Source organism: Polaromonas sp. P3_B1 (assembly GCF_056402935.1).
The window spans coordinates 1-25,316 of the sequence record NZ_JBFUGK010000036.1 but is presented as its reverse complement, the minus strand read 5'-3'; the positions used below and the strand labels follow the sequence as shown (position 1 = coordinate 25,316).

The window sequence follows — 25,316 nt, the reverse complement described above, 5'->3', positions numbered from 1 at the left end:
GAGAAGGCGCTTGCGCGGCCCCGTTTAGGCCGTAAACAGGTTCTAATGTATGCAGGCTTCATGCCAGCCGCAAGGCGGTTAACTCGGTGATTTGCGCCTCTCCGGCCAGGCCTATGCGCCCACCCGCCACCAATTGGTGCACCTTCTCCATGTCGGGTGCGAGGCTGCGGTCATGCATCATGGCCGGCGAGGCCTGGCGCACCAGTTGCAGCACGCCTTCGAGCACGGCCGAGCTTTTGAGCGGGCGCAGAAATTCAATCCCCTGCGCGGCGGCTAGCAGTTCTATGGCCACGATGTATTCGGTGTTGCGCAGCATGGGCTGTAGCCGGCGCGCCGCGAAGGTGGCCATGCTCACGTGGTCTTCCTGGTTCGCCGAGGTGGGCAGGCTGTCCACGCTGGCCGGGTGGGCCAGCGACTTGTTTTCAGACGCCAGCGCGGCGGCCGTTACATGCACGATCATGAAGCCGGAATTGAGGCCGGGCTCGGGCGTGAGGAAAGCCGGCAGGCGCGAGGCCACGGTGTCCACCAGCATGGCGATGCGGCGCTCGGTGATGGCGCCTATCTCGGCGATGGCCACGGCCAGCGCATCGCAGGCCAGCGCCACAGGTTCCGCGTGGAAATTGCCGCCCGAGAGCAGCGTCTCGTCCTCGGCAAACACCAGCGGGTTGTCGGTCACCGCATTGGCTTCGCGCATCAACACCTCGGTGGCGTAACGCATCTGGTCCAGGCAGGCGCCCATCACTTGCGGCTGGCAGCGCAGGCAATACGGGTCCTGCACGCGGTCGTCGCCTTCGAGGTGTGAGCGGCGGATTTCGCTGCCCACCATGATGGCGCGGTAAGCGGCGGCGCAGGCGATCTGGCCCGGCTGGCCGCGCACCGCGTGGATGCGCGGATCGAAAGGGCCGTCGCTGCCGCGCGCGGCGTCCAGCGTGACGGCGCCTGAAATCACGGCGGCTTCAAACAATCGGTCGGTGGCGAGCAGCGCGTCCAGCGCGAGTGCGGTCGAGACCTGCGTGCCGTTGATCAGCGCCAGGCCTTCCTTGGCCGAGAGCTTGACCGGCGTGATGGCGGCTTGCTTGAGCGCATCGGCGGCAGCCATGCGCTTGCCCTTGTAGAAGACCTCGCCTTCACCAATCAGCGGCAGGCACAAATGGGCCAGCGGCGCGAGGTCGCCGGAGGCGCCCACCGAGCCCTGGCAAGGAATCACCGGCGTCAGGCCTTTGTTGTAGAGCGCCATCAGCGTGTCGATAACCACTTCGCGCACACCCGAGAATCCGCGCGCCAGGCTGGCGGCCTTGAGCAGCAGCACCAGTCGCACCACGCGCTCGGGCATGGGCTCGCCCACGCCCACGGCATGGGAGCGCAGCAGGTTGAGCTGCAGGGTTTCCAGGTCGGCCTGCGCGATGCGCTGGTTGGCCAGCTTGCCGAAACCGGTGTTCACGCCGTAGACGGCATCGCCACCGTGCGCAGCTTTTTGCACCAGGGCCGCGCTGGCGCGTATGCCGGCCGTGGCGGCAGGGTCGATCGCCAGGGTCTGCGGGTTGGTGTGGATGTCGCGCAGCTGGGCCAGGGTCAGGCGGCCGGGTTGGATGGTGAGGGTCATGGTCTTGCGTAAGAAACAAAAGATGGGGGTCGGTTTTAATCGGGCTTGATGTTTTTCTGCCGTATCACCTCGGTCCAGCGCTGGGTGTCGGCCTGGATGGCGGCGGAAAGATCACTGGGCCTGCCGGTGGCGGGGTCCATGCCCAGGGCGGCGAGCTTTTCCCTGAGCGCAGGCGTTGCGAAGAGCTTGCCGGTTTCCAGGTTGAGCTTGTCGATGACCGCGCGCGGCGTGCCGGCCGGCACCATGAGCGCATACCAGGACACGGCCTCAAAGCGCGGCAGGCCTTGCTCGGCAATCGTCGGTGTCTCGGGCATCACGGGCGAGCGCTTGAGGCTGGCCACACCCAGCGCGCGCAGCTTGCCGCTCTTGATGTGGGGCAGCACCGAGGACATCTGCGCGAACATCATGGTGACCTGGCCGCCCAGCAAATCATTGAGCGCCGGGCCCACGCCTTTGTAAGGCACATGCAGCAGCTGCACGCCGCTGTCCAGCCCCAGCAACTCCCCGGCCAGGTGCGCCTGGCTGCCCGCGCCCGGCGAGGCAAAGCTGATGCCGCCGGGTTTTTGCGCGGCCATCGCGAGCAATTCCTTGAGCGAGCGGGCCGGCACTGCACTGTTGACCACCAGAACGTTCTCCACCGTGGCCAGCATGGTGACGGGCGCGAGGTCCGCGGCCTTGTAGGGCAGGTTGGGGTACAGAGCCGGGTTGACAGCGATATTGCCCAACGGGACGATGGCCAGGGTGTAGCCGTCGGGCGCGGCCCTGGCGGCCTGCTCAATACCGATATTGCCGGCCGCGCCCACCTTGTTCTCGACCACAGCCGGTTGGCCCATGGCGTCCGAGAGGCCTTGCGCCAGCACGCGGCCCAGCACGTCGACGGGGCCGCCGGGCGGAAACGGCGCGATGACGTGCAAAGGTCTGGATGGGTAGGTCTGCGCCGTGGCGGCCAGGGAAGCAGCCGCGAGCAAAAACGCGAGCAGGGCCGATCGGACAGAAAAGCGTGTCATCAGATGTCATCCAGTGCGGGCGCGGGCCCGCCGTCCATGGCCGCGAGCGGCATATAACCCTCGGGATCGGGAAACGCAAAGCCCGCAAGCAGCAGGCGCTGCATCAAGGGCGCTACTTCGGCCGTCGCGGCGGTGTCCTGCAACGCAGCGCGCAGGCGCTGCAGCGTTTCAGCCGGCAAGCCGGCCGTAGCCACCAGCGGCGGAATCGGCAGCGCCGCCGTGCTGGCGAGGGTGCGTACCTGCGCGGCAAATTCCGGGTCGTGCGCCTTGAGCAGGTCGTGGTAATAGCTGTCCAGCGGGCCGGCGTCTATGCGGCCTTCGGCCAGCGCCGCGATCACGCCGCGCGCATTGATGAGTTCGCCCACGGCCTTGCGGTACAGGCGCGAGCCCTTCGCCTGGCGGTAGGGCGCGAGGTGGTGGCGCAGCGCCACGCCGCCCGACATGGAATCGGCCAGGGTGTAGCCGACCACGCCGCCGAAGGTGTCTTCGAGCGTGCGGTAAGGCGCATCGGCGCGCACCACGATGTCGGTGAAGTACACCGGCTTGCCGCCGTAGCGCGCCGGCGAGGGAATGGGCGCCGCGACCAGCGTGGGCCGCTGGCCGCGCTGCGCAAAGGGAAGGCCGCACATCATGGCCAGGCCCAGGTCATTGCGCGCCCACAGCACGGACAGCGGCGCGGGTGCGTCGTAGTCGATCAGGTCCCAGGGCAATCCGGCACGCGCCAGCACCCAGGCCAGCAAGGCCTTCCAGTCGGCCTTGACCGCGGGTGTGGCCGAATACATGCGGGCATTGGCGACCAGCGCCTGCCCGGCATGCGAAGAATTGGCGGCGTGCACCATGCGAGCCGTCTCAGCGAAAACGCAATTTCTGGCCCAGGCCCATGCGCTTGGCCTTTTCGAGCATGAAGGCGCCCAGCGCGATGTCCGACAGCGAGAGGCCCCGGTGCCAGAACAGATTGGTCTCGTCATCGCTTTCACGCCCGGGCTTGAGGCCCGCGACAATCTGGCCGAGTTCGGCGTGCAGCGTGGCCTCCGACAGCTTGCCGGCGTCCACATGGGCGCGCAGCGCGCCCAGCGGACCGGCCTTGGCCTGGCCCCAGTCGTCCATCACCATCTTGTCCATGATATCGGTCAGCGAAAGTTCGACCGCGCTCATGGTGCCGTAGGGGATCACGCACGCGCCTTTTTTGATCCACTCGGTCTTGAGCATGGGCGTGGGTTTTTCCAGGCGCGAGGCCTCAACCACAATGTCGGCGCCGCGCACGCAGGACTCCCAGTCCTCGGTCACAGTGATTTTTTTGCCCAGGTCTTTTTCGAGTCTGGCGGCAAAGGCATTGCGGCTTTCGGGGCGGCGCGAGTGCACGCGGATTTCGTCGAAGTTGTAGATCGAGTCGAGCAGGCGCACGTTCCAGTAGGAGGTGCCGCGCGCGCCTATGTGGCCCAGGATTTTGGAATTCTTGCGCGCCAGGTGCTTGGCGCCCAGTGCGGTGATGGCGCCGGTGCGCATGTCGGTGATGTCCGAGGCGTCGATGATGGCAATCGGCGAGCCGTTCTTGGGATCGAACAGGTTGAGCACGGCCAGTTCCGAAGGCAGGCCGATTTCATAGTTCTTGTAGAAGTCGCCCACCACCTTCACACCGGCCAGGCCCAGCGGGCGTATGTAGCCGCGCAGTACATTGAAATGGCCCGGGTAGTCTTTTTCCGGCACCAGGTGCATGCGCGGCTCGATCGTCGTCTGCTTGTTGCCCTGCGCGTGCAGGGCCTGCTCGACGGCGGCGATGATCTCGGCGTCCGTCAGGGCCAGGGCCTGGACGTCGGGGTGGTTCAGGTAGGTGAGATGGATCTCGGCGGTGCTGTCGGACATATCTGTTCAGCTTCCCATCATGGGCAGGTTCAACCCGTTGTCTTTGGCGCTTTGTTTGGCGATGTCGTAGCCCGCATCGGCATGGCGCATCACGCCGGTGGCCGGGTCGTTGAACAGCACGCGGCCCAGTTTCTCCGAGGCCTCGGCCGTGCCGTCGCAGACGATGACCACGCCCGAGTGCTGCGAGTAGCCCATGCCCACGCCGCCGCCGTGGTGCAGGCTGACCCAGGTCGCGCCGCTCGCGGTGTTGAGCAGGGCATTGAGCAGCGGCCAGTCGCTCACGGCATCGCTGCCGTCCTTCATGGCTTCGGTCTCGCGGTTCGGCGAGGCGACGGAGCCGCTGTCCAGGTGGTCGCGGCCAATCACGATGGGGCCTTTGAGCTCGCCGTTTTTCACCATCTCGTTAAAGGCCAGGCCCGCGCGGTGGCGCTCGCCCAGGCCAATCCAGCAGATGCGCGCCGGCAGGCCCTGGAAGGCAATGCGCTCCTCGGCCATGTCCAGCCAGCGGTGCAGGTGCTTGTTGTCCGGGAAGAGCTCTTTCATCTTCGCGTCGGTCTTTTTGATGTCTTCCGGATCGCCCGAAAGCGCCACCCAGCGGAAGGGGCCGACGCCGCGGCAGAACAGGGGGCGTATATAGGCGGGTACAAAACCCGGGTAATCAAAGGCCTGGGCCACGCCGAAATCCTTGGCGACCTGGCGCAGGTTGTTGCCGTAGTCCACCGTGGGAATGCCCATTTCGTGGAAGGCCAGCATGGCCTTGACGTGTGCCGCGCAGGATTCGCCGGCCGCCTGCGTCAGCGCCGCATGCTGGGCCGGGTCTTTCTGTGCGGCCTGCCAGCGTGCGACCGTCCAGCCGGCCGGCAGGTAGCCGTTGATGATGTCGTGGGCCGAGGTCTGGTCGGTCACGATGTCGGGGCGCAGGCCGCCGGCCTTGGCGCGTTGGGCCAGTTCGGGGACTATCTCGGCCGCGTTGCCGCACAGCGCGATGGAGACGGCCTCCTTGCGTGCGGTGTGGTGCTTGATCATCTCCAGCGCCTCGTCGAGGTTCGCGGCCTGCTTGTCGACATAACGCGTGCGCAGCCGGAAGTCGATGCGCGACTGCTGGCACTCGATGTTGAGCGAGCAGGCGCCGGCAAAGGTGGCGGCCAGCGGCTGCGCGCCGCCCATGCCGCCCAGGCCGGCGGTCAGCACCCAGCGGCCGGCCAGGTCGCCGTTGAAATGCTGGCGGCCCGCTTCCACAAAAGTTTCATACGTGCCTTGCACGATGCCCTGGGTGCCGATGTAAATCCAGCTGCCGGCCGTCATCTGGCCGTACATCATCAGGCCCGCGCGGTCCAGTTCATTGAAGTGCTCCCAGGTCGCCCACTTGGGCACCAGGTTGGAGTTGGCGATCAGCACGCGCGGCGCGCCCGTGTGGGTGCGGAACACGCCGACCGGCTTGCCCGACTGCACCAGCAGGGTTTCGTCGGCCTTGAGCTTGCGCAGGGAATCGAGGATGGCGTCAAAGGCCGGCCAGTTGCGCGCGGCCTTGCCGATGCCGCCGTAGACCACCAGCTCGTCGGGGTTTTCGGCGACTTCCGGATCCAGGTTGTTCTGGATCATGCGGTAGGCCGCCTCGATCTGCCAGTTGGCGCAGCTCAGGGTGCTGCCGCGGGGGGCGCGCACCGGGCGGGCCTTGCTGTCAAGAAACGGGGTTTTGGAAAGGTCGGACATGGGCTGCTCCGGAAATAAAAACAAAGGGATCGGGCCCGCCCGGACAAAGCGCCGGGCGTTGATTGGCGTAAATCGTAGTTGTCTATACAACTTGTGTCAACTGGAGTAAGCTAGGGTTTGTGCGCGCAGGGCCGCCCGGCGGATTTGCGTGACAATGTTTTTTTACTTACATCCGCGAACATTGCGCTGAACCATGGCCACCACACCCCTGCCTGCCTACGGCCAAGTCAAGGCATTCATCAAGAAGCGCATCAGCGCCGGCACCTGGAAGCCGGGCGATCCTGTGCCCAGCGAAGCCGTGCTGATGGAGCAGTTCGGCGTGAGCCGGATGACGGTGAACCGCGCATTGCGCGAGCTGATGGGCGAAGGCCTGGTCACGCGTGTCCAGGGCTCGGGCACCTTTGTGGCCGAACTGCACCGTATCTCTTCCACGCTTACCATTCGTGACATCCACGAGGAAGTGGCGGAACGCGGCCATGTGCACACATCGCGCGTGCTGCTGGCCGAATCCGAAAAAGCCAGCGCCGACCTGGCGCGCACCCTGGGCCTGCGGCCCGGCGCGAAGGTGTTCCACACCATACTGATTCACCTCGAAAACGGCGTTCCCATCCAGTACGAGGACCGTTACGTCAACCCGGCGGCCGCGCCGAATTACCTGAAAACCGATTTCAGCGAGACCACGCCTACGCACCACTTGCTGGCCGAGGCCCCCCTGACCGAGGCCAGCTATTCCATCGAAGCCTGCCTGCCTTCGGCGCAAGAGGCCAAACACCTGGAGATCAAGCAGGGCGAGGCCTGCCTGGCCATGATGCGGCGCACCGTCAGCGGCGCCAACATCGCCAGTGTGGCGCGCCTGGTCTACCCGGGCTCGCGCTACAGCTTTGCCGGGAAGTTCCAGGCATGAGGCCGCAATGAGCTGGAACATCGTCCGCCTGGCCGACATCCCCGCCACGCCCTGGCGCAACGGCGGCGGCGTCACGCGCGAGCTGGCCATGTGGCCAGCTGCGGGCGACTGGGCCTGGCGCATGTCGGTGGCCGACGTCGACCAAAGCGGCCCTTTCTCGAAATTCGAAGGCATAGAGCGCTGGTTCGCAGTGCTCGAAGGCGCGGGCGTGCAGCTTGACGTGGCGGGCGTTCCGCATCGTGTCACGGCCGCCGACGTGCCCCTGTTTTTTGACGGCGGCGCCGCCACGGGCTGTGAATTGATAGCCGGCAAGACGCGCGACTTCAACCTCATGGTGCGCAGGGGTCCCAAGCCATCGCGCATGCTGCGCGTGGAAGGTCGGTTTGCCGAAACCTTGCATGATGGCACCACCATCGCCGTGTATGCGCATGCCTCCGCCGCAACCGTGTTGTTGGATGAAGACGTGCTGCAGCTGGCCCCCGCCAGCCTGGCCTGGCGCACGGTGAGGGGCAGCGCCGCGGTGCGTGTCGCCGCGCAGCAAGCCCTCTGGATGGAGATTCCCGCATGAGCCTGCAACTCTGGACACACTGCAAGGTCGCCACGCTGCAGGCCGATGCCGCCCAGCCCTACGGATTGATCGAAGACGCCGCACTGGTTGTTGAGGGCGAATCCATCGCCTGGGCCGGCCCGCGCGCCGAGCTGCCGGCAGATCTGCTCGCACGCTGTGGTGAGCAGCATGATGCCGGCGGCGCCTTGATCACGCCCGGCCTGATCGACTGCCACACCCACCTGGTTTATGGCGGCGAGCGCGCCCATGAATTTGAACTGCGCCTCAATGGGGTGACTTATGAAGAGATCGCCCGCGCCGGCGGCGGCATCGCGTCTACGGTCAAGGCCACGCGTGCCGCGAGCGCGCCGCAATTGCAGGCGCAAAGCGAAACCCGGCTCAGGAGCTTGATCGCCGAAGGCGTGACAACCCTGGAAATCAAATCCGGTTACGGCCTGGCGCTGGAGCATGAACGCAAGACGGTTGCGGTGGCGCGCGCACTGGGGCAGGCCCATGCGGTAGACGTGCGCACCACCTTTCTGGGCGCGCATGCCGTGCCCGCCGAATTTGCCGGCCGCACCGACGCCTATGTTGATACCGTGCTTGAGATGCTGCCTGTGCTGCACGCCGAAGGCCTGGTCGATGCGGTCGATGCCTTTTGCGAGCGCATTGCCTTCAGCACCGCGCAGACGGAGCGCGTCTTCGCGGCGGCGAAGGCCCTCGGCATTCCGGTCAAGCTGCATGCCGAGCAGCTCAGCGACAGCGGCGGCGCGCAGCTCGCCGCGCGTTATGGCGCACTCAGCTGTGACCACCTTGAATGGCTGTCGGCTGAGGGAGCGAAGGCCATGGCGGCTGCCGGTACGGTGGCGGTGCTGTTGCCTGGCGCGTTTTACTTTTTGCGCGAAACCCGCTTGCCGCCTGTGGAACTGCTGCGCGAGCAGCGCGTGCCCATGGCGATCTCCACCGACTGCAACCCGGGCAGCTCGCCTTGCACCTCCTTGCTGCTGATGCTCAACATGGCTTGTACGCTGTTTCGCCTCACGCCCGAAGAGGCGCTGGCCGGCGTCACGCGCCATGCGGCTGCGGCGCTGGGCCTGCGCGACCGTGGCGTGCTGGCACCGGGCATGCGTGCCGACTTTGTGCTGTGGGACGTACAGCGGCCTGCCGAGTTGAGCTATGCCTTTGGCGCCAACCCGCGCCTGCAAACCGTTTTCAAAGGCCGTTTGGTATGAATGTTGCCGCACGCCGGTGCACTGTGCCGGCGTGTGGACAGCCACGCGCCGGCACCTGAGCTGTCGCGTCTGAGCGGGCGGCCATGGCGCGGCGCTCGTCTGCCCGGCGCCAAAAAAGAAACAACCATTCCCAGCCAATGAGAAATAGTGCTTTGCGCGTACAGGCAAGAACCGGATACTGACGCGATGTTGCCCGATGCCCCCGCCGTTTCCGCCGTCGACCGCGCGCTGGTGGTGCTGGCCACCCTGGCGCAGCAGGGCCGGCCCTTGACGGCGGTGGAGCTGCTGGGCCGGACGGGCTTGAGCCAAAGCACGCTTTACCGCCAGCTCAATTCGCTCAAGCGTTGGGGCTTTGTGCTTGAAACGGACGGCCGTTATGCGCCCGGCCCCCTGAGCCTGCAACTGGCCCTGGGCTATGACATGGCCTCGCACCTCGCGCAGCAGGCGCGCCAGGAGATGCTGATGCTGGCACAGCAATCACAGGAAAGCGTCGGCCTGGTTGTCGCGGTCAACGGCCAGGCCGTTTGCATCGACATGGTCGAGAGCCGGCAGGCCTTGCGCTGCTCTTTTGAAAAAGGCCGCAGTGTGCCCCTGGAAAAAGGCGCCTCGGCGAAATGCCTGATGGCCCACATGCCGGCCGCGGCACTGAGCGCCGCGCTCGGCCCTGATCGGCAAAGCCCTGAATTGCTGGCGGAGCTGGCCGGGATCCGCAAGGCCGGGTTTGCCGTCAGCGATAGCGAGGTGGATGCCGGTGTCTGGGGCGTGAGTGTGCCGCTGTTCGCCATGGGGCAGCAAGCCGTCGGCGCTCTGACCCTGATGGCGCCCAGCGTGCGCATTGAGGGCAAACACCCGCCCCTGATCCAGATGGCGGTGGTGACCGCCGCCCGCATTTCCCGAAGCTTGAGCCGCTGACAGCCCGGCAGCCGAGTCCTTGAACCCATGAATTGATTTAACCCCCTGGAGAAAACCCCATGAACCTTCGCCGCCAATTCCTTGTTTCCTGCTTTGCCGTCCTCGGACTGGCCACTCTCAGCGCGCACGCGCAGGACGTGCTTCGTGTCGGGACCGACGCCACCTTTCCGCCCATGGAGTTCGTCGAAGGCGGCAAGCGCACCGGCTTTGACATCGAACTGGTGGAAGCCGTCGCCAAGACCTTGAACAAGCGCATCGAATGGGTGGACATCGACTTCAAGGGCCTGATTCCCGGGCTGGTCTCCAAGCGCTTTGACATGGCGGTGTCGGCCATCTACATCACCGACGAACGCAAAAAGGTCGTGGACTTCACCGACTCCTACTATGCGGGCGGCCTGGTGGCCATGGTGAAAGAGGGCAATACCGCCATCAAGACGCTGGCCGACCTGAACGGCAAGAAGGTGACCGTGCAGGTGGGCACCAAGTCCGTCGGCTACCTGGCCTCCAATTACCCGCAGGTGCAGCTGGTGGAAGTCGAGAAAAACCAGGAGATGTTCAACCTGGTCGACATAGGCCGCGCTGACGCGGCCGTGACCGGCAAGCCGGCCGCCTTCCAGTATGTGCGCACCCGCGGCGGCCAGCGCGTGCTGGAGCAGCAGCTCACCACCGAAGAGTACGGCATGGCACTGCGCAAGGACACGCCCGAGCTGACCAAGGCCGTCAACGGCGCCCTGGCCAAGCTCAAGGCCGACGGCACCTATGCCCAGATCGTGAAGAAGTGGTTCAGCAACACCACCGCCGCTAAATAAGGCCGGGAGCGCATCGGATGGAACTCGATTTCTCCCCGGCTTTCGCGGGTTGGCGCAACCTTCTTTCAGGTGCGCTGGTGACCGTGGAAATCACCGCGGTGGCCCTGGTGCTCGGCTGCATCATGGGTTTGCTGGTGGGGATAGGGCGCCTCAATCCGGCCCGGCGCGTGGTCTACGCGCTGTGCACCGGCTATGTGGCGGCCATACGCGGCACGCCGCTGCTGGTGCAGCTCTTCATCCTGTTTTTCGGTTTGCCGCAGTTCGGCATCATGCTGCCGGCTTTTGTGTGCGGCGTGATCGGCCTGGGCATTTATTCCGGCGCCTATGTGTCGGAGATCGTGCGCGGCGCCATCCAGTCCATCGACAAGGGCCAGATGGAGGCCGCGCGGTCCGTCGGCATGTCCTACGGCACGGCCATGCGCAACATCATCCTGCCGCAGGCGCTGGTGCGCATGATCCCGCCGCTGGGCAACGAATTCATCGCGCTGATCAAGAACTCCGCGCTGGTGTCGCTGCTGACCATCCATGAGCTGATGCATGAGGGGCAGAAAATCATCAGCGTGTCCTACCGTTCACTGGAGGTCTATCTCGTGATTGCCGTCATGTATTTTGTGTTGACCGGCTTGACGACGCTGGCGCTGCGCCGCATCGAACAGCGGCTGCGCGCCGGAGGCATGGTGCAATGAACACGCCGCAACCCGCCATCGGCACGCCCGCCGCCGGCAAACCCATCGTCAACATCCGGGGACTGCGCAAGTCCTTCGGCGAGCACGTGGTGCTGCAGGGCATTGATTTTGACGTCCAGCCTTCGCAGGTGGTGGTGGTCATAGGCCCCAGCGGCTCCGGCAAGAGCACGTTTTTGCGCTGCTGCAACGGGCTGGAGAAACCCGACAGCGGCCGGGTCGAGATCTGCGGGCGCCTGCTGGCCGACGCCGGCCGCATGCTGGACGACCAGGCGCTGAACCATTTGCGCGAAGACGTCGGCATGGTGTTCCAGTCCTTCAACCTGTTTCCGCACCTGTCGGTCATCGACAACATCACCGTCGGCCCGCGCAAGGTGCGCGGCCTGTCCAGGCAGCAAACCGAAGCCGAGGCCCTGGCCTTGCTTGACAAGGTGGGCTTGGTGCAAAAAGCCCATGCCATGCCGGCCAGCCTCTCGGGCGGCCAGAAGCAGCGGGTCGCCATTGCCCGCGCGCTGGCCATGCAACCCCAGCTGATTCTGTTTGACGAGCCCACTTCCGCACTGGACCCCGAGCTGGTCGGCGAAGTGCTGCAGGTCATGAAGCTGCTGGCCAGCGAGGGCATGACCATGATGGTCGTGACCCATGAAATGGATTTCGCGCGCGAGGTCGCCGACGTCGTGGTGGTGATGGACGGCGGCGCCTTGATCGAAGCCGGGCCGCCCGATATCATTTTTACCAGGCCCACGCAGGCCCGCACGCGTGATTTCCTTCAGGCCGTGTTGTCCCGCAACTGATCGCGCCGACATCTTCCGGGCCCTCGCGCCCCACTTTTTTCAGGAAATCCCATGAGTGACTTCAGCGACGACAGCGAAGTTTTCAGCCTCCAGCGCGGCACGGTGCCGCTGCTGGTCAGCATGCCGCACATAGGCACCGAGATACCGGCCGCGCTGCAGGACGGCTACACGCCCGAAGCACTCCAGGTCGAGGACACCGACTGGCACCTGCACCGGCTCTATAAGTGCCTGCCCACTGCGGGCGCCAGCGTCTTGCGGCCGCGCTACTCGCGCTACGTGATAGACCTGAACCGCCCGCCCGACGATGCGCCCATGTACCCGGGCGCGTCCAACACCGAGCTGTGCCCCACGCGCTTTTTCAGCGGCGCGCCGCTTTACCGGCCCGGCCATGAGCCTGGCCCCGAAGAGCGCGCGCGGCGGCGCGAAACTTATTGGCAGCCCTACCATGCGGCGTTGGCCGCCGAACTCGCGCGGTTGAAGGCGCAGCACGGCTTTGCCTTGCTGTGGGACGCGCACAGCATACGTTCGCACATCCCCTGGCTGTTCGAAGGCAAGCTGCCCGACCTCAACATCGGCACGGCCGGCGGCGCCAGCGCGGATGAGGCCATCACCGCCGCGGTGGTGCAGGCCTGTGAAGCCGCGCCTCACATCAGCACCGCCGTCAACGGCCGCTTCAAGGGCGGCTACATCACGCGCCACTACGGCCGGCCTGCCGAGGACGTGCATGCCGTGCAACTGGAGATGTGCCAGAGCCTGTACATGCAGGAAGTGCCGCCCTACGCCTATGACGAAGCGCTGGCGTGGCAGGTGCAGCCCTTGTTGAAGATGATGGTGTCCGGCGCGCTGCAAGCTGCCATCCATCTTTACACCTGACCGCCATGCGCAGCGATACAAAAACATTTTTCGCCCCCCAGGCCTGGGTGCAGGGCGCATGGGCCAAAGACGTGCTGCTCACCGTGGCCGCCAACGGCAGCTGGCACAGCGTGCAACCCGGCGCCACGGCAGTGCAGCAGCAGGGTGCAACGCGGCTGTCCGGCCCGGTGCTGCCGGGCCTGGTCAATGCGCACAGCCATGCCTTCCAGCGTGCCATGGCGGGGCTGACCGAGCGCCGCAGCGCGGGCACCCATGCGTCCGACGATTTCTGGAGCTGGCGCGACCGCATGTACAGCGCGGCCAACCGCATCACACCCGAGCAGCTCGAGGCGATTGCCGGCCAGCTCTACGCCGAGCTGCTGGCCGGCGGCTACACCCAGGTCTGCGATTTCCATTACCTGCACAACGATGTCAGTGGCGCGGCCTATGCCGATCCGGCCGAGATGTCGCTGGCCCTGGTGCGCGCGGCCCAGCGCACCGGCATAGGCCTGACCCTGCTGCCCACGCTGTACATGCGTTCCGGCTTCAAGGCCTCGGGCCTGCGCGAGGACCAGCGCCGGTTTTCGTCAACGCCCGAGAGCGTGATGCGCGTGGTCGAGCAGGTGCGGCGCCAAACACAAGGCGATGCCCGCATCCATGTCGGCGTGGCGCTGCACTCGCTGCGCGCCGCCGAGCCGGCCGCCTTGAAGGAACTCACGGCTGCGGCGAAACAAGCCGGCCTGCCGGTGCACATCCATATCGCCGAGCAGACCCAGGAGGTCGAGGATTGCATCGCCCACACCGGCCAGCGCCCGATTGAATGGCTGCTGGGCAACGCCGACGTCGACGCCCGCTGGAACCTGGTGCACGCCACCCATGCCACGCCGGCCGAACTGCAAGGCGTGCAGGGCAGGGGCGCAGCCATTGTGATCTGCCCCGCCACCGAGGCCAACCTGGGCGACGGCGTGTTCGACCTGCCGGCCTATGCCGCCGCGGGCGGCCGCTGGTCCATAGGCTCCGACAGCCACGTCACGCGCAGCTGGCCCGAAGAGCTGCGCCTGCTGGAATATTCCCAGCGCCTCACGCTGCGCCAGCGAAATATCGCCGCGCGCGTGCTGGGCAGCGAGAGCAGCGCCGCCGGCTTGTTTGAAGCCGCACTGGCAGGGGGCTTGCCGGCCACCGGCCAGATGCAAGGCGGCCTGGCACCCGGCCACCGCGCCGACTTCGTCACGCTGGATATCGAATCCCCTGCGCTGCTGGGCGTGCCGGCCGGCCATCTGCTGGATGCGCTGGTGTTCTCCAGCCCGGGGGCGGCGTTTGGCGAGGTGTTTGTGGCGGGCGAGCCTGTCGCCGCGCCTTCGCCCGAGCGCGCGCAGGCCTTTGCCCGTGCCATGCGGGAGCTGTGGGACGGCGTGCGATAGGGCGCGTAATGAGCCTGGCCGGGCGTCGCAAGCGCTTTGGCCCTATTTCCTTCTTTTCCTCGACGATTTGCCGGCTTTTGGGGCCGGCTTGCCCGACAATTGATCCTTGAGCACGACTGGCAGCCGTTTCAGGCGCCAGCCGGGTCTGGTCCATAGACCAGGCCTGTCGGGCAACCGCCGGCCCGACCCAAAAAGAATCGACACAAGGGGGAGTTGAATGACCATGAATGCCACGTCGGCTGTCGACGCATTTGTTGAGGAAACCGGCTTCGGCAATTGGTTTTTGCGCACCATGACCTGGAAGGTCCATGTGCTGAACCGCGCGCTGAACGACCTGCAAACGCTGCTGCCGACTGATGCGCGCTACGACCGGGTGCTGGATGTGGGCTGCGGTTTCGGCCATTCCTTCGCCGAGCTGTCCAAGCGCTTTTCGCCCCAGCTGATCGTCGGCATGGACATGGACCCGGATCTGCAGCAGCGCGCGGGCGCCGAAGCCAGGGCCTGCGCGAGCCCGGTGGAACTGCATGCCGGCAACGCTTCGCGCATGCCGTGGCCCGACGGGCATTTCGACATGGTTTTTTGCCACCAGACCTTTCACCACATCGTGGCCCAGGAAGAGGCCATGGCCGAGTTCTTCCGGGTGCTCAAGCCCGGGGGCGTGCTGCTGTTCGCCGAGTCGACGCGCAAATACATCCATTCGCTGCCCATACGCCTGCTGTTCCGCCACCCCATGGACGTGCAGCGCACCGCGCCCGAATACATCGCCATGGTCAGGCGGGCCGGCTTTGAGCTGCCGGACGCGCGCATCTCCCTGCCTTACCTGTGGTGGAGCCGGCCCGACCTGGGCTTTCTCGAGTGGATAGGCAAACCCCTGCCCGCTGAGCGTGAAGAAACCCTGGTCAATGCCGTGGCGGTGAAGCCTTGAGCGGCGCTGCCGCCGCGCCTGCCGCTCGCGCGGATCGCCTGGGCCTGCCGGCGGTGGTCAACGGCTTTATCCGGGACAACATTCGCATCATCGAAATGATCGGTGTGCTCATGCGCATCTTCAGCTTCGGCCTGGTCAGCTGGATGGGGCCAGCCAGCCCCTTTCTGTTTGTCTGGGCCTTCAATACCGTCGACGCGATCATGCTGTCATGGTGCTCGTTGCTCAAACGGGATGCGGCTTATTCGCTGCTGAATCTTTTCTGGATTTTGGTGGGGGTGGTGGGGATGCTCAGGGCTGGTGGGCTAATAGGGAGCTAAAACACTGGTGAAGGGTCGAGGCCAGGTCCTGTTCTGGCAGGGCGCTCTTCTCTTAATCCTGCTGGCCGGGGGTTGCCCGGCGGCAACTCACTTTTCTTTTGCTTCGCCAAAAGAAAAGTAAGCAAAAGAAAAGGCGACCCGCAGTCTGGGTCCCTTCGCTTCGCTACGGGCAGCCTGCGGTGCTCGAGCCAAGCGGGGTCAAAAACAACTCGCCTGCGGCTCAGACACGTTTTTGCCCTTATCCGCTTGTCTCTGCGCTCCTCGGCCCAGCCAGGACGGGGCAATCGGGAACGGGAACCAAATACCAAAGACAAAGAAGACAAATACAAACAAGGACACGCCGTGGCGTGTCCTTGTTTCTTCAGGTATTCGTTTTTTTTGTCTTCGGCTGTTTGGTATTCCTTTCTCACCCCTTGTGTATGCGCCGAGGAGCGGAGGGCCAGACGGATCAGGGCAAAAACTTGTTTGAGCCGAAGGCGAGTTGTTTTTGACCCCGGCTGGACCGAGCACCGCAGGCTGCCCGTAGCGAAGCGAAGGGTCGCAGACACCAGGGTCGCCTTTCTTTTGCTTACTTTTCTTTGGCGAAGCAAAGAAAAGTGAGTCGCATGCCGGGCGACTCCCGGCTCCGGAACCTAAAACACCTCAGCGCCTCAATCGGCATGTTGCCAGCTAGCCCACTGGACTTGCCCCAAAGCGCAGCCTTCCCATTGCAGGGTGGCGGGCGTGGCCGGGGAGAGCGCCACGGTGAAGGCCGCGCCCTGCCCCACCATGGCCGTGCCGGGGCTATCCCCGCAAGGCGTGAACCGGGCCGACCGCATGGAAGGCCGTGGTGCCGGCATGGGCGTCGCTGAAGTCACCTGCTTGAGCCAAGCTTCCTTGAGTGTCCACTGTGCGTAAAACCAGGCTTGCTGGTCCTGCGGACTGGCGGGCATGTCCTGCAGTGCCGGGGGCTCATTCATCCATTCATTGAGCGCCTGGAAGTCGCGCGTGCGGTCGCTGCATTCCACATCCACGCCGACCGGTCGCGGAGAGACCGCGCAGGCCAGCCAGTCGCCGCTGTGGCTTAGCGAGAAATACCCCTGTTCAGAGGCGGATGGCCTTGTGAGTATCTGCGGTGCGCCGTCGTCGGGCGCCGAAAGGGCGTAGTCCTGCCAGCGGCCGCCGGCGTGGGCCGCCAGGCACTGGCGGGCCAGCCAGCGCCCGGCGATGAACTGCGTGCGCCGGCGCGACGCCGTCATGGCCGACAGGCGAGACTGCTCTTCCTGGCTGAGCCAGTCCATGCCCAGGCCGGACAGGCCGGCGTGGATGGCCTCAATGCTTTCAAGCCTGAGGCGGGTGAGGGCGGGGCCGGACGTGCTGGCGCTCATCGCTGGCCTTGCCCGGTGGCCGTTCAGAGCTTGAGCATCTCGCCGCGGATGGATTCCTTGAGCTCGCCCACCCAGGTGTTGTAGAAGGGGTGAATCACAGGCTCGCCGTTACGCTGGCCGTAGTTCATGTCAATGCTGTCCTGGTAGGTCAGCGAGTATTTGACCGGTGTGTAGGTGATCTGCACGATGACGGTGTGCTTGCCGCGAACTTTGAGCGTGGCTTGCAGGTTGCCGTCGGCCTGCTGGGCGACTGTCCAGTTCTTGGCCGCCGCACCGGCCAGGATGGCTTCCTTGACGCGCGCCGCGCTGGGGGGGTTGCCGCTGCTGGTGACCACGGGGACATCGGGATAGTTCACGATGGGCAGGGGCCAGCGCGCGCTGGCGGGGCCGGCGGCAAAAGCCAGTGCAAGTACCAGGCCGGCAAAAAATTTCGATTTCATGGTGTGTTCCCTCTCTCTGTGGTTGACGATCTGCCGGCTTGTCTGCCCGGCTGCTTTTTTCATTCAGGCGCGAGTTCGCTGCTCCGGGCCTTCGTGATGGGGGACGGTGGACGGGCGGGCCGCATGGCCTGCCCGTCCGGTGAATTCTGATTGTGGCTGTTGTTGCATGGTCAATCGGCCCAGCGCCGCAGGATCAGCGAGGTGTTGATCCCGCCGAAGGCAAAATTGTTGCTCATGACGATGTCGGTCTGCAGGTTGCGCCCGCCTTCGCGCACGTAGTCCAGCTCACCGCAACGCGGGTCCACATTGCGCAGGTTGAGGGTCGGCGCGAACCAGCCGTCGCGCATCATCTCGACGCTCATCCAGGCTTCCAGCGCGCCGCAGGCGCCCAGGGTATGGCCCATATAGCTTTTGAGCGAACTGATAGGCGTGCGGCCGCCGAAGACCTCGTGCGTGCCCTGCGTTTCGGCGACGTCGCCGTGCTCGGTCGCGGTGCCGTGCGCATTGATGTAGCCGATGGCCTCGGGTGGCAGCCCTGCGCCGGCCAGGGCCTGGCGCATGGCCTGCGCCATGGTGCGCGGATTGGGCTGGGTCACATGCGTGCCATCGCTGTTGGTGCCGAAGCCGATGATTTCGGCGTGGATTTTCGCGCCGCGCGCGCGCGCGTGCTCCAGCTCTTCAAGCACCATCGTGCACGCGCCTTCGCCCAGCACCAGGCCGTCGCGTTCGGCGTCGAAGGGCCGCGGGCTGAGCTGCGGCGTGTCGTTGCTGGTGCTGGTGGCGAACAGGGTGTCGAAGACGGCGGCGTCGGTGGCGTCGAGCTCTTCGGCCCCGCCGGCCAGCATGGCGACCTGGCGGCCGCTCTGGATGGCCTCGAAGCCGTAGCCCAGGCCCTGGCTGCCGGCGGTGCAGGCGCTGGAGGTCGGGATGATGCGCCCGGTGACGCCCAGGAACACGCCCATGTTGACCGCCGCCGAGTGCGACATCATGCGGATGTAGGTGTTGGCGTTGATGCCTTCGGTGGTTTTGCGGGAAATCATGTTGCCGAAGTCGCCCATGGCGGCCGGCGAGCCTATGGACGAGCCGTAGGAGATGCCCATGTTGCCGCTGGTGACCAGCGGGTCGCCGGCCAGGCCCGCGTCGGCCAGCGCCGTTTCGGCGGACAGGGTGGCCATGATGGCGACGCGGCCCATGCTGCGGGTGACCTTGCGGTTGTAGCGCGCGGGCAGTTCAAAGGGCGCGGCGCGGGTGCCGAGCCGCGTGTTCAGGCCTTCATACTCGTCCCATTCGCGGATGTACTGGACCACGTTGCGCTCCTCGCGCAGGCGGGCGCGCACGGTGGGCCAGTCGTGGCCCAGCGGGCTGATCGCGCCCACGCCGGTGATGACGACGCGCTTCATCCGACCATCCCCCCGTTCACGGAAATGACCTGCCGCGTGATGTAGGCGGCGTCGGCCGAAAGCAGGAAGGACACGGCAGCCGCCACTTCTTCGGGGCGGCCCATGCGTCGGGCGGGAATCATGTGGAGGGCTTCTTCAAGCACGTGGGGTTCAATCATGTCGGTATCTATCAGGCCCGGGGCCACGCAGTTCACGGTAATTTCTCGTTTGGCCAGCTCCACCGCGAGCGCTTTGGTCGCGCCAATGATGCCGGCCTTGGCCGCACTGTAATTGGTTTGGCCGCGGTTGCCCATCAGGCCTGATACCGAGGACAGCGTCACGATGCGCCCCGGCGCGCGCCTGCGCACCATGGGCATGACCACGGGGTAGAGCACGTTGTAAAACGCGTCGAGGTTGGTGTGGATGACCGCGTCCCAGTCCTCGCCGCTCATGGCCGGAAAGGCGTTGTCGCGCGCGATGCCGGCGTTGCAGACGACGCCGTAGTAGGCACCGTGCGCCTCGATGTCGGCCAGCAGCATGCTGGAGGCCTGGGCCCGGTCGGTCACGTCGAAGCAGAGCACGCGCGCTTCCCGGCCCATCTCCAGGATGGCGTTTGCCACTTCTTCGGCCTGCTCGCGCTGCTGGCGGCAATGCACGGCCACGTCGTAGCCGTCCTTGGCCAGGCGCAGGGCCACGGCCCGCCCTATGCCCCTGCTCGATCCCGTGACCAGCACGCAGCCTTTCATGATGCCTCTCCCTTTTTTTCAGCTTCCACATTCAAAAACGCCTCTCCTTCGGGAGGCTCGAACACCGACAGGTTGGCCATGGCCGCGACCTCGCCGCCCACCAGTATCCTGCAGGCGAACATGCCCAGGCCGTTGTCCGCCATCAGTTCGCAGCCCGCTTCGATGCGCAGGCAATCCCCGACCTTGAACGACTGGCGGCGCACTTCGTAGCGACGGGTGCCGACCAGGAAGCCCAGGGTAACCTGGCGCCCCTGGCCGCGCGCCCGGTGGCCGGCCCAGGCCGCGATGGCCTGGGCCATGTACTCGATGCCTATCCAGGCGTCCAGTTGCCCGCCGCGCAGGAACAGGCTGGCCTCACCGATGTCGGCCTCGGCCACCACGCGTTCGGCATCCACGCTGACGACGCGGTCCAGCCAGCTCATGGTGCCGCGGTGGGGGACCAGGTCCGCCACGCGAAGGGTTTCATCCATCGGGCTCATTCAGGCACTCCCCAGCAGGACGGAGGCATTGCTGCCGCCAAAAGCGAAGGAATTGCTCAAAACGTAGTGCGGCGCGCGGCCCAGGCTTTCGCCGGGGGCCACCAGGCGCAGCGGCGCCAGGGCGGGGTCGGCCTCACCGTCCCACCAGTGCGGCGGCAACAGGCCTTGCGGGTTGTCCACCAGCGTCAGCCAGCTGAAGGCAGCCTCGACCGCGCCCGCGGCGGCCAGGGTGTGGCCGGTCAGCGGCTTGGTGGAGCTGACCGGCACGGCCGTGCCCAGCACCTCGGCCACGGCCAGGCTTTCCATGACGTCGTTGTGCGGCGTTGCGGTGCCGTGCAGGTTGAGGTAATCGACTGCGGCGGCCGCCACACCGGCGCGCTGCAGCGCCGCCTGCATGGCGCGCATCGCGCCGCGGCCAGTTGGGTCGGGCGCCGACATGTGGTGGGCGTCCGAGCTTTCGCCCCAGCCCGCCAGGCGCACAGGCGCTTCTTCGCGCGTCATCAGGAACAGCGCCGCGCCTTCGCCCAGGTTGATGCCGCGCCGGTTCAGCGACATCGGGTTGCAGCGCTCGGCCGACACCGATTCGAGCGCCGAGAAGCCGGCGACGGTGAAAGCGCCCAGTGCATCGCAACCCCCGGCCACCACGGCATCGGCCATGCCGGCCTGCAGCAGCCGAGCGCCGCTGGCCAGCGCCTTGGCACCCGATGAGCAGGCGGTGGAGATGACGTGCGCGATGCCTGTGAGGCCCAGTTCGGCGGCCAGGAAGTCGGCGAGGTTGCCGAGTTCCTGCTGCGCGTAGCTAAAGCCCGCGGGCCAGGTGCCGCTGCGCTCATGCAGTGCCCGAGCGGCCTCGCCCTCGGGCAGGCCCGAGGTGCTGGTGCCCACCACCACGGCGACCCGGCCGGGGCCAAAGCGGTTGATCGCGGCCTCCACAGCCGGGCGTATGCCGGCAAGGGCCAGCAGGGCGATGGCGTTGTTGCGCACGCGATACTGCGGCGCGGCATGGTCCAGGCTGGGCAGGGCGGCATGGACTTCGCCCAGCGGCAGGCTGCGCCCCGGGGAATAGCGCTCGGTCTGCGTCAGGCCGCCGGGGCCGGCGGTGTTCCACAGCGCTTCGCGCACCTGGGGAATGCCTTGGCCCAGCGCACAGACGACGCCCGGAGGATGGAGGTAAATCATCCTTGGCTCCTCAGTTGGACGTGCCCGAGTGGGCTGCGCTGCGGTGCGCTGGCAAGGCGGGAGGACGACGCGGACACCAGTCCGCTAGGACGAGCAACGCCGCCAGCGTGCCGCAGCGCAGTTCAATCGGGCACGTAGCGCTCTTACTCAAGAGAGGAGCTTGCGCGAGGGTACAAGTATTAGTTTCCATGCAGCCTAACGCGTGGAGGTAAGCGGTCAATTGAGGAGGCAAGGATGAAGTTCRTGGCGAGGAAAAAACCGGCGATGCGCCGCGGGTATGGATCTGCACGGCATAGCCTTGGGTGTGTTGTACCAGCTCGACGTGGTCAGGCCCCAGTTTGTGCACCGAAACCACCGCGCGGCCCTGGTAGCTCAGCTCGCGCGCCTGGCCCGACTCGGCCAGCTGCCAGCCCGGCGCCAGGCCTTCGCGTACGGCCGCGGCCGGCCACCAGACCAGCTGCAGGTCGCTGAGCACCTGCTCCGCGCTGACCACCTTGGGCCAACCCGGCGCCAGGCTTTGTTCCAGCTTGCGGCCGTCCCATTCGAGGCGCGCCACGGTCTGGCCCAGCTGCATGAAGGCCATACGCACCGACTGCGCGTCGGCCTCGAGCGCGACCTCCAGCGAGCGCGTCTGCCCCGCGGCCTGCACGTCCAGTTGCTGCACCACCGCCAGTTCGCGTCCCAGCGATGACGGGGCCAGGCGCAGCAGCGGCGTAGCGTCCGGGGGCAGGGACGGTGAAGAGGCGCAAGCCGCCAGCACCAGCGCGGCGGCAAGCACGGCGGCAAGGTGCTTCAGGGCGCGCACAGTTCCTCCAGCACGGCCAGCCGCCGCTTGGACTCGGCGACATAGGGGTTGCCGGTGTCCCAGGCGTAGCCGGCCAGGATGGACGAGATCATGCGGCGTATCTCGGGGCTGGCGTTTTCGTGAAAGATGACTTTCTGGAAGCCGCCGGCATACCAGGATTCGACAAACACCCGGAAGGTGTCCACACCGGCCTTGAGCGGGCGCGCGTACTCGTTTTCCCAGTCGACGTTTTCGCCTGCCGCCTGGCGTTTCAGGCAGGCGGCCGCCAGGCTGGCCGACTTGAAGGCGATGGTCACGCCGCTGGAAAACACCGGGTCGAGGAACTCGCCCGCATTGCCGAGCAGCGCATAGCCCTTGCCCCACAGCGATTTGACGTTGGCCGAGTAGCCTGTGATGCTGCGCGCCGGCGTGTCCCACACCGCGTTGGCAAACAGGGTGCGCAGTCCGGGCGCCTCGCTGACCAGTGCCTGCAGGCGCTCCGTATCGCTGCCGGTGTATTGCGCCAGAAATTCGGTGCGCGCCACCACGCCCTGCGAGCAGCGGCCGTCGGAAAACGGGATGGTCCAGTACCAGACGTCGCAATGCTCGGGATGCACTGTGACCAGGATTTTTTGCCGGTCAAAACCCGCACCGGCCGGCGCGTTGTCCTGCACGTGCGTGAAGATGGCGCCGCGCGTGGGAAAGCCCGAAGGGTATTCCAGGCCCAGCAAGCGGGGCAGCACGCGGCCGAAGCCGCTCGCATCCAGCAGGAAGTTGGCGCTCACGCTGTAAGTGCGCCCGTCCGCATCGCGCACCTGGACGCTGGGCCGCTCACCGGCCACGTCCACCGCCAGCACTTCGTGGCGAAAACGGACTTCGGCGCCCATGCGCGCGGCCTCTTTGGCAAGGACCTCGTCAAAGCGGGCGCGCTGCACCTGGTAGGTGGTGCCCCAGCCTTGCGAAAATTTGTCGCGAAAGTCGAATTCCGTGTGCCGGTCGCCGCAGGTGAAGGCCGCGCCATTCTTGTACTGGAAGCCGGCCTCGACGACGGCGCGCAGCATGCCGGCCGCCTCGATGTATTCCATGCTTTGCGGGAGCAGGCTTTCGCCGATGGAAAAGCGCGGAAACTGCTCCCGCTCAAGGATCAACACCTGGCGCCCCTGCTGGCGCAGCAAACCCGCGGCCACGGCGCCCGCCGGGCCGGCCCCGATGATCAGGATGTCTGTGTGTTCTTGTTGTTCTTGGGTCATGCCTGCCTTGGGTTGGGGTTATGGGACTTGTGCAGTCGGAAAAGGGGCGCAAGCACGCACACCAGCGTCAGCCCTGTCAGCAGGGTCAGCCCGAAGGTATGCAGGGCCGGCGTCGCGGACAAGGCCAGCAGGCCGAAGGACAGGCCGGTGCTGATGGCGCCCAGCAGCACGGCCAGCCAGGCGTGGCCCTGCTCCTCGCCCCGGTGCTCGAGCAGGAAAATACCGTAATCGACGCCCATGCCCAGTAACAGCATCAGCGCCAGCAGGCTGAACAGCTGGAAGGGCTCGCCCAGCCAGCCCAGCACAGCCAGGCAGCCCAGCGACGCCAGCGCGGTCGGCAGCCAGGCCCGCCAGGCGGCACGCCCGAAGCGCAGCGCCATGGCGAACCATACCACTGCATGCCCGGCCACCAGCAGCCAGCCCATGGTGACGCGAAAGCGCCCCAGCAATCCCGACATGTCGCTGGCACGGTCCACCCAGTGCACGCCCTCGACCTGCTCGCCGAGCGCGTGCAGGGCTTCGGCCTGGGCGCGGTTGGCCAGGCCGCGTATCAGCACGGCGCTGGCATAGCCGCCGTCGACCTGCCCCAGCCATTGGGCGCGTGTGGCGGTGGAGGCGGGGCTGGCGAGCCAGGCTTCGAGCGCCAGCGGCGCGGGGTCGAAGGCGGGGCGCTGCAGGTCTTCGCCCAGCGCCTGGCTGACTTTGGCCAGCACCTGCTGCTCGGCGGGGGCCGTGAGCCGGCGGTTTTCCGTCTGGCGCGCGGCGGACGGCACCCAGTCGGAGACGGCGCTGAGCGCGGGCGCGCCGGTTCCGGCCATGGCGGCCGCATCCAGCCGCAGCTTGTCTTTGAGCATTTCTTCGCGCTGCAGCACGGCCTCGGGTGTGGGGCCTTGCACCACAAAAAACTGCGCCGGGCTGGGAATCTGCAGCAGGCGGCTGACTTCGATCTGGTCCTTGATCAGTTCCGGCGGCGAGGACTGCAGCTGGCGCAGGTCGTCATTGGCATGCAGGCGCGAAACGCCCCAGGCGCACAGCAAGGTGAAGACTGCCAGCAGCGTCCACAGCCTGCGTCCGCCCAGCGTGGGCCAGTGCGCCAGGCTGGCGGCCACCCTCTCGGCCATGCGGCTGCCGCGCAGCGTGCCGCGGTCCAGTGCCGGAAACCAGCACACGGCGGTGAGAAAGGCCGCGACCAGGCCCACGGCCGAAAACACCGCCATCTGCCGCAGGCCCGGAAAGGGCACCACGGCCAGCACCAGGTAGCCCAGCACGCTGGTCAGCAGTGCCAGCGCCAGCCCGGGCAGCAGGTGTTTCATCAGCGGCCAGCGCGCGGTGGCGGGCGATGCCAGCCGCGAGGTGAAGTAATGAATGCCGAAGTCCTCGGCCACGCCGACCAGGCTGGCGCCGAACACCAGCGTCAGCAAATGGACCTGCCCGAACACCCACACCGTGACGGACAGCGCCGCCGCGCAGCCGACGAGCAAGGACACCGCGATCAGCGCCACCGGCCGCAGCGCCCGAAAGGCCCACCACACCAGCGCGATGACGGCCGCCAGCGAACCCCAGCCTWTGGTGTTCATCTCGCGGTTGCCCTGGACGGCGCCGGCTTCGGCATGCAGCGGCACGCCGGCGCGCAGCACGGTGACGGGACCGGCCGCGGCGGCTGCCGCAGCGGCCGAGTCGAGCGCATCGCCCCAGCGGCGATCGCCGTCAAAGCGAAAGGCCGAGCCCTCGGTTTCATACAGCAGCACCGCCCAGTCGCGTTGGCCGGCCGGGTCGGCCACCCACAGCAGGCCGTCGCGGGGCCTGGCGGCCGTCAGCCCGCCGCGCTGCGACCACCAGGCGCTCCACAAGCCCAACGGGTCGGCCAGCCAGGCTGTTGGCTGGCCGGTGTTCAGGCCGTGCAGCCGCTCCAGCGCCTGCGCAGCCAGTGCTTGCGTGTCTGCGTTGCGCAGTTCCGTGCGCTGGGCATCGGTGAGCAGCGCATCGCGCCAGGGCCGGTAAAAATCCAGGGCCTGCGTCGCCGCGCCGCCGTCGCCCGCGCGGCGCAGGCCCGCATGGGCGGCGGCCAGCGTTGCGTCAAAGCGCGCGGCCGCATCCCGCGGCCGCATCC

The 25,316-nt window shown here is 66.6% G+C and carries 25 protein-coding genes; 11 read left to right on the top strand and 14 right to left on the bottom strand.

Annotated features, from left to right (window positions below; translation table 11 throughout):
• Positions 1-58: 58 nt before the first annotated feature.
• From hutH to hutU, 5 genes are read right to left on the bottom strand one after another with little or no spacing between them, the layout of a single operon-like run.
• Entirely contained in the window at positions 59-1,603 is a 1,545-nt protein-coding gene (gene hutH / locus AC1DXS_RS19035) for a histidine ammonia-lyase (RefSeq protein WP_477739039.1), read from the bottom strand.
• A gap of 35 nt (positions 1,604-1,638) precedes the next feature.
• A complete protein-coding gene (locus AC1DXS_RS19030) occupies positions 1,639-2,610 on the bottom strand; it encodes a Bug family tripartite tricarboxylate transporter substrate binding protein (RefSeq protein WP_477739038.1) in 972 nt (323 codons plus the stop codon).
• Positions 2,610-3,449, bottom strand: coding sequence for a phosphate/phosphite/phosphonate ABC transporter substrate-binding protein (locus AC1DXS_RS19025; protein WP_477739037.1), 840 nt, complete (start codon positions 3,447-3,449; stop codon positions 2,610-2,612). The genes AC1DXS_RS19030 and AC1DXS_RS19025 overlap by 1 nt, the downstream gene beginning before the upstream one ends.
• A 10-nt stretch (positions 3,450-3,459) precedes the next feature.
• Positions 3,460-4,473, bottom strand: coding sequence for an ornithine cyclodeaminase family protein (locus AC1DXS_RS19020; protein ID WP_477661365.1), 1,014 nt, complete (start codon positions 4,471-4,473; stop codon positions 3,460-3,462).
• Positions 4,474-4,479: 6 nt separating this feature from the next.
• Positions 4,480-6,186: a urocanate hydratase gene (gene hutU, locus AC1DXS_RS19015; RefSeq protein ID WP_477739036.1), complete on the bottom strand. Its 1,707-nt coding sequence runs from the start codon at positions 6,184-6,186 to the stop codon at positions 4,480-4,482.
• A 193-nt stretch (positions 6,187-6,379) separates the two neighbouring features.
• On the opposite strand from hutU, the gene hutC reads away from it, so the two are divergent.
• From hutC to AC1DXS_RS18960, 11 genes are all read left to right on the top strand, one after another.
• Positions 6,380-7,090, top strand: a complete 711-nt coding sequence (gene hutC / locus AC1DXS_RS19010) for a histidine utilization repressor (protein WP_477739035.1) — start codon at positions 6,380-6,382, stop codon at positions 7,088-7,090.
• Positions 7,091-7,097: 7 nt separating this feature from the next.
• Entirely contained in the window at positions 7,098-7,658 is a 561-nt protein-coding gene (locus AC1DXS_RS19005) for a HutD/Ves family protein (protein ID WP_477739034.1), read from the top strand.
• The gene (hutI, locus tag AC1DXS_RS19000) at positions 7,655-8,869 is read left to right on the top strand and encodes an imidazolonepropionase (RefSeq protein ID WP_477739033.1); all 1,215 of its coding nucleotides are present in this window, start codon (positions 7,655-7,657) and stop codon (positions 8,867-8,869) included. Before AC1DXS_RS19005 ends, hutI begins: the two co-directional genes overlap by 4 nt.
• Positions 8,870-9,055: 186 nt before the next feature.
• Positions 9,056-9,781, top strand: coding sequence for an IclR family transcriptional regulator (locus AC1DXS_RS18995; RefSeq protein ID WP_477739032.1), 726 nt, complete (start codon positions 9,056-9,058; stop codon positions 9,779-9,781).
• 59 nt (positions 9,782-9,840) lie between these two features.
• A complete protein-coding gene (locus AC1DXS_RS18990) occupies positions 9,841-10,590 on the top strand; it encodes a transporter substrate-binding domain-containing protein (protein WP_477739031.1) in 750 nt (249 codons plus the stop codon).
• Between the two features lie 17 nt (positions 10,591-10,607).
• Positions 10,608-11,276, top strand: coding sequence for an amino acid ABC transporter permease (locus AC1DXS_RS18985; RefSeq protein WP_477739030.1), 669 nt, complete (start codon positions 10,608-10,610; stop codon positions 11,274-11,276).
• Complete coding sequence (locus AC1DXS_RS18980) at positions 11,273-12,067, top strand: amino acid ABC transporter ATP-binding protein (RefSeq protein ID WP_477739029.1); 795 nt, start codon at positions 11,273-11,275, stop codon at positions 12,065-12,067. Before AC1DXS_RS18985 ends, AC1DXS_RS18980 begins: the two co-directional genes overlap by 4 nt.
• Before the next feature lie 51 nt (positions 12,068-12,118).
• Complete coding sequence (gene hutG / locus AC1DXS_RS18975) at positions 12,119-12,940, top strand: N-formylglutamate deformylase (RefSeq protein WP_477739028.1); 822 nt, start codon at positions 12,119-12,121, stop codon at positions 12,938-12,940.
• A 5-nt stretch (positions 12,941-12,945) separates the two neighbouring features.
• Positions 12,946-14,340, top strand: a complete 1,395-nt coding sequence (locus tag AC1DXS_RS18970) for a formimidoylglutamate deiminase (RefSeq protein ID WP_477739027.1) — start codon at positions 12,946-12,948, stop codon at positions 14,338-14,340.
• A gap of 217 nt (positions 14,341-14,557) precedes the next feature.
• Positions 14,558-15,265, top strand: coding sequence for a class I SAM-dependent methyltransferase (locus AC1DXS_RS18965; RefSeq protein WP_477739026.1), 708 nt, complete (start codon positions 14,558-14,560; stop codon positions 15,263-15,265).
• Positions 15,262-15,582 carry a CBU_0592 family membrane protein gene (locus tag AC1DXS_RS18960; RefSeq protein ID WP_477739025.1) on the top strand — a complete coding sequence of 107 codons (321 nt, stop codon included), beginning with the start codon at positions 15,262-15,264 and terminating at the stop codon, positions 15,580-15,582. The genes AC1DXS_RS18965 and AC1DXS_RS18960 overlap by 4 nt, the downstream gene beginning before the upstream one ends.
• A gap of 650 nt (positions 15,583-16,232) precedes the next feature.
• Here the strand turns inward: AC1DXS_RS18960 and AC1DXS_RS18955 are convergent.
• The 9 genes from AC1DXS_RS18955 to AC1DXS_RS18915 form a co-directional block, all read right to left on the bottom strand.
• Entirely contained in the window at positions 16,233-16,949 is a 717-nt protein-coding gene (locus AC1DXS_RS18955; RefSeq protein ID WP_477739024.1) for a 4'-phosphopantetheinyl transferase family protein, read from the bottom strand.
• Between the two features lie 23 nt (positions 16,950-16,972).
• Positions 16,973-17,389, bottom strand: coding sequence for a hypothetical protein (locus AC1DXS_RS18950; protein ID WP_477739023.1), 417 nt, complete (start codon positions 17,387-17,389; stop codon positions 16,973-16,975).
• Between the two features lie 170 nt (positions 17,390-17,559).
• Positions 17,560-18,789 carry a beta-ketoacyl-ACP synthase gene (locus AC1DXS_RS18945; protein ID WP_477739022.1) on the bottom strand — a complete coding sequence of 410 codons (1,230 nt, stop codon included), beginning with the start codon at positions 18,787-18,789 and terminating at the stop codon, positions 17,560-17,562.
• Complete coding sequence (gene fabG, locus AC1DXS_RS18940; RefSeq protein WP_477739021.1) at positions 18,786-19,514, bottom strand: 3-oxoacyl-ACP reductase FabG; 729 nt, start codon at positions 19,512-19,514, stop codon at positions 18,786-18,788. Before fabG ends, AC1DXS_RS18945 begins: the two co-directional genes overlap by 4 nt.
• Complete coding sequence (locus AC1DXS_RS18935) at positions 19,511-19,984, bottom strand: hotdog family protein (protein ID WP_477739020.1); 474 nt, start codon at positions 19,982-19,984, stop codon at positions 19,511-19,513. The genes fabG and AC1DXS_RS18935 overlap by 4 nt, the downstream gene beginning before the upstream one ends.
• Before the next feature lie 9 nt (positions 19,985-19,993).
• Positions 19,994-21,172 carry a beta-ketoacyl-ACP synthase gene (locus AC1DXS_RS18930; protein ID WP_477739019.1) on the bottom strand — a complete coding sequence of 393 codons (1,179 nt, stop codon included), beginning with the start codon at positions 21,170-21,172 and terminating at the stop codon, positions 19,994-19,996.
• 10 nt (positions 21,173-21,182) lie between these two features.
• On the bottom strand, positions 21,183-21,977 hold the full coding sequence (locus tag AC1DXS_RS18925) for a DUF3261 domain-containing protein (protein WP_477739018.1): 795 nt from the start codon (positions 21,975-21,977) through the stop codon (positions 21,183-21,185).
• The gene (locus AC1DXS_RS18920) at positions 21,965-23,206 is read right to left on the bottom strand and encodes an NAD(P)/FAD-dependent oxidoreductase (protein WP_477739017.1); all 1,242 of its coding nucleotides are present in this window, start codon (positions 23,204-23,206) and stop codon (positions 21,965-21,967) included. The genes AC1DXS_RS18925 and AC1DXS_RS18920 overlap by 13 nt, the downstream gene beginning before the upstream one ends.
• Positions 23,203-25,316 (bottom strand): MMPL family transporter (locus AC1DXS_RS18915; RefSeq protein ID WP_477739016.1); only part of this gene is annotated, 2,114 nt, incomplete at its 5' end. The genes AC1DXS_RS18915 and AC1DXS_RS18920, both read right to left, overlap by 4 nt.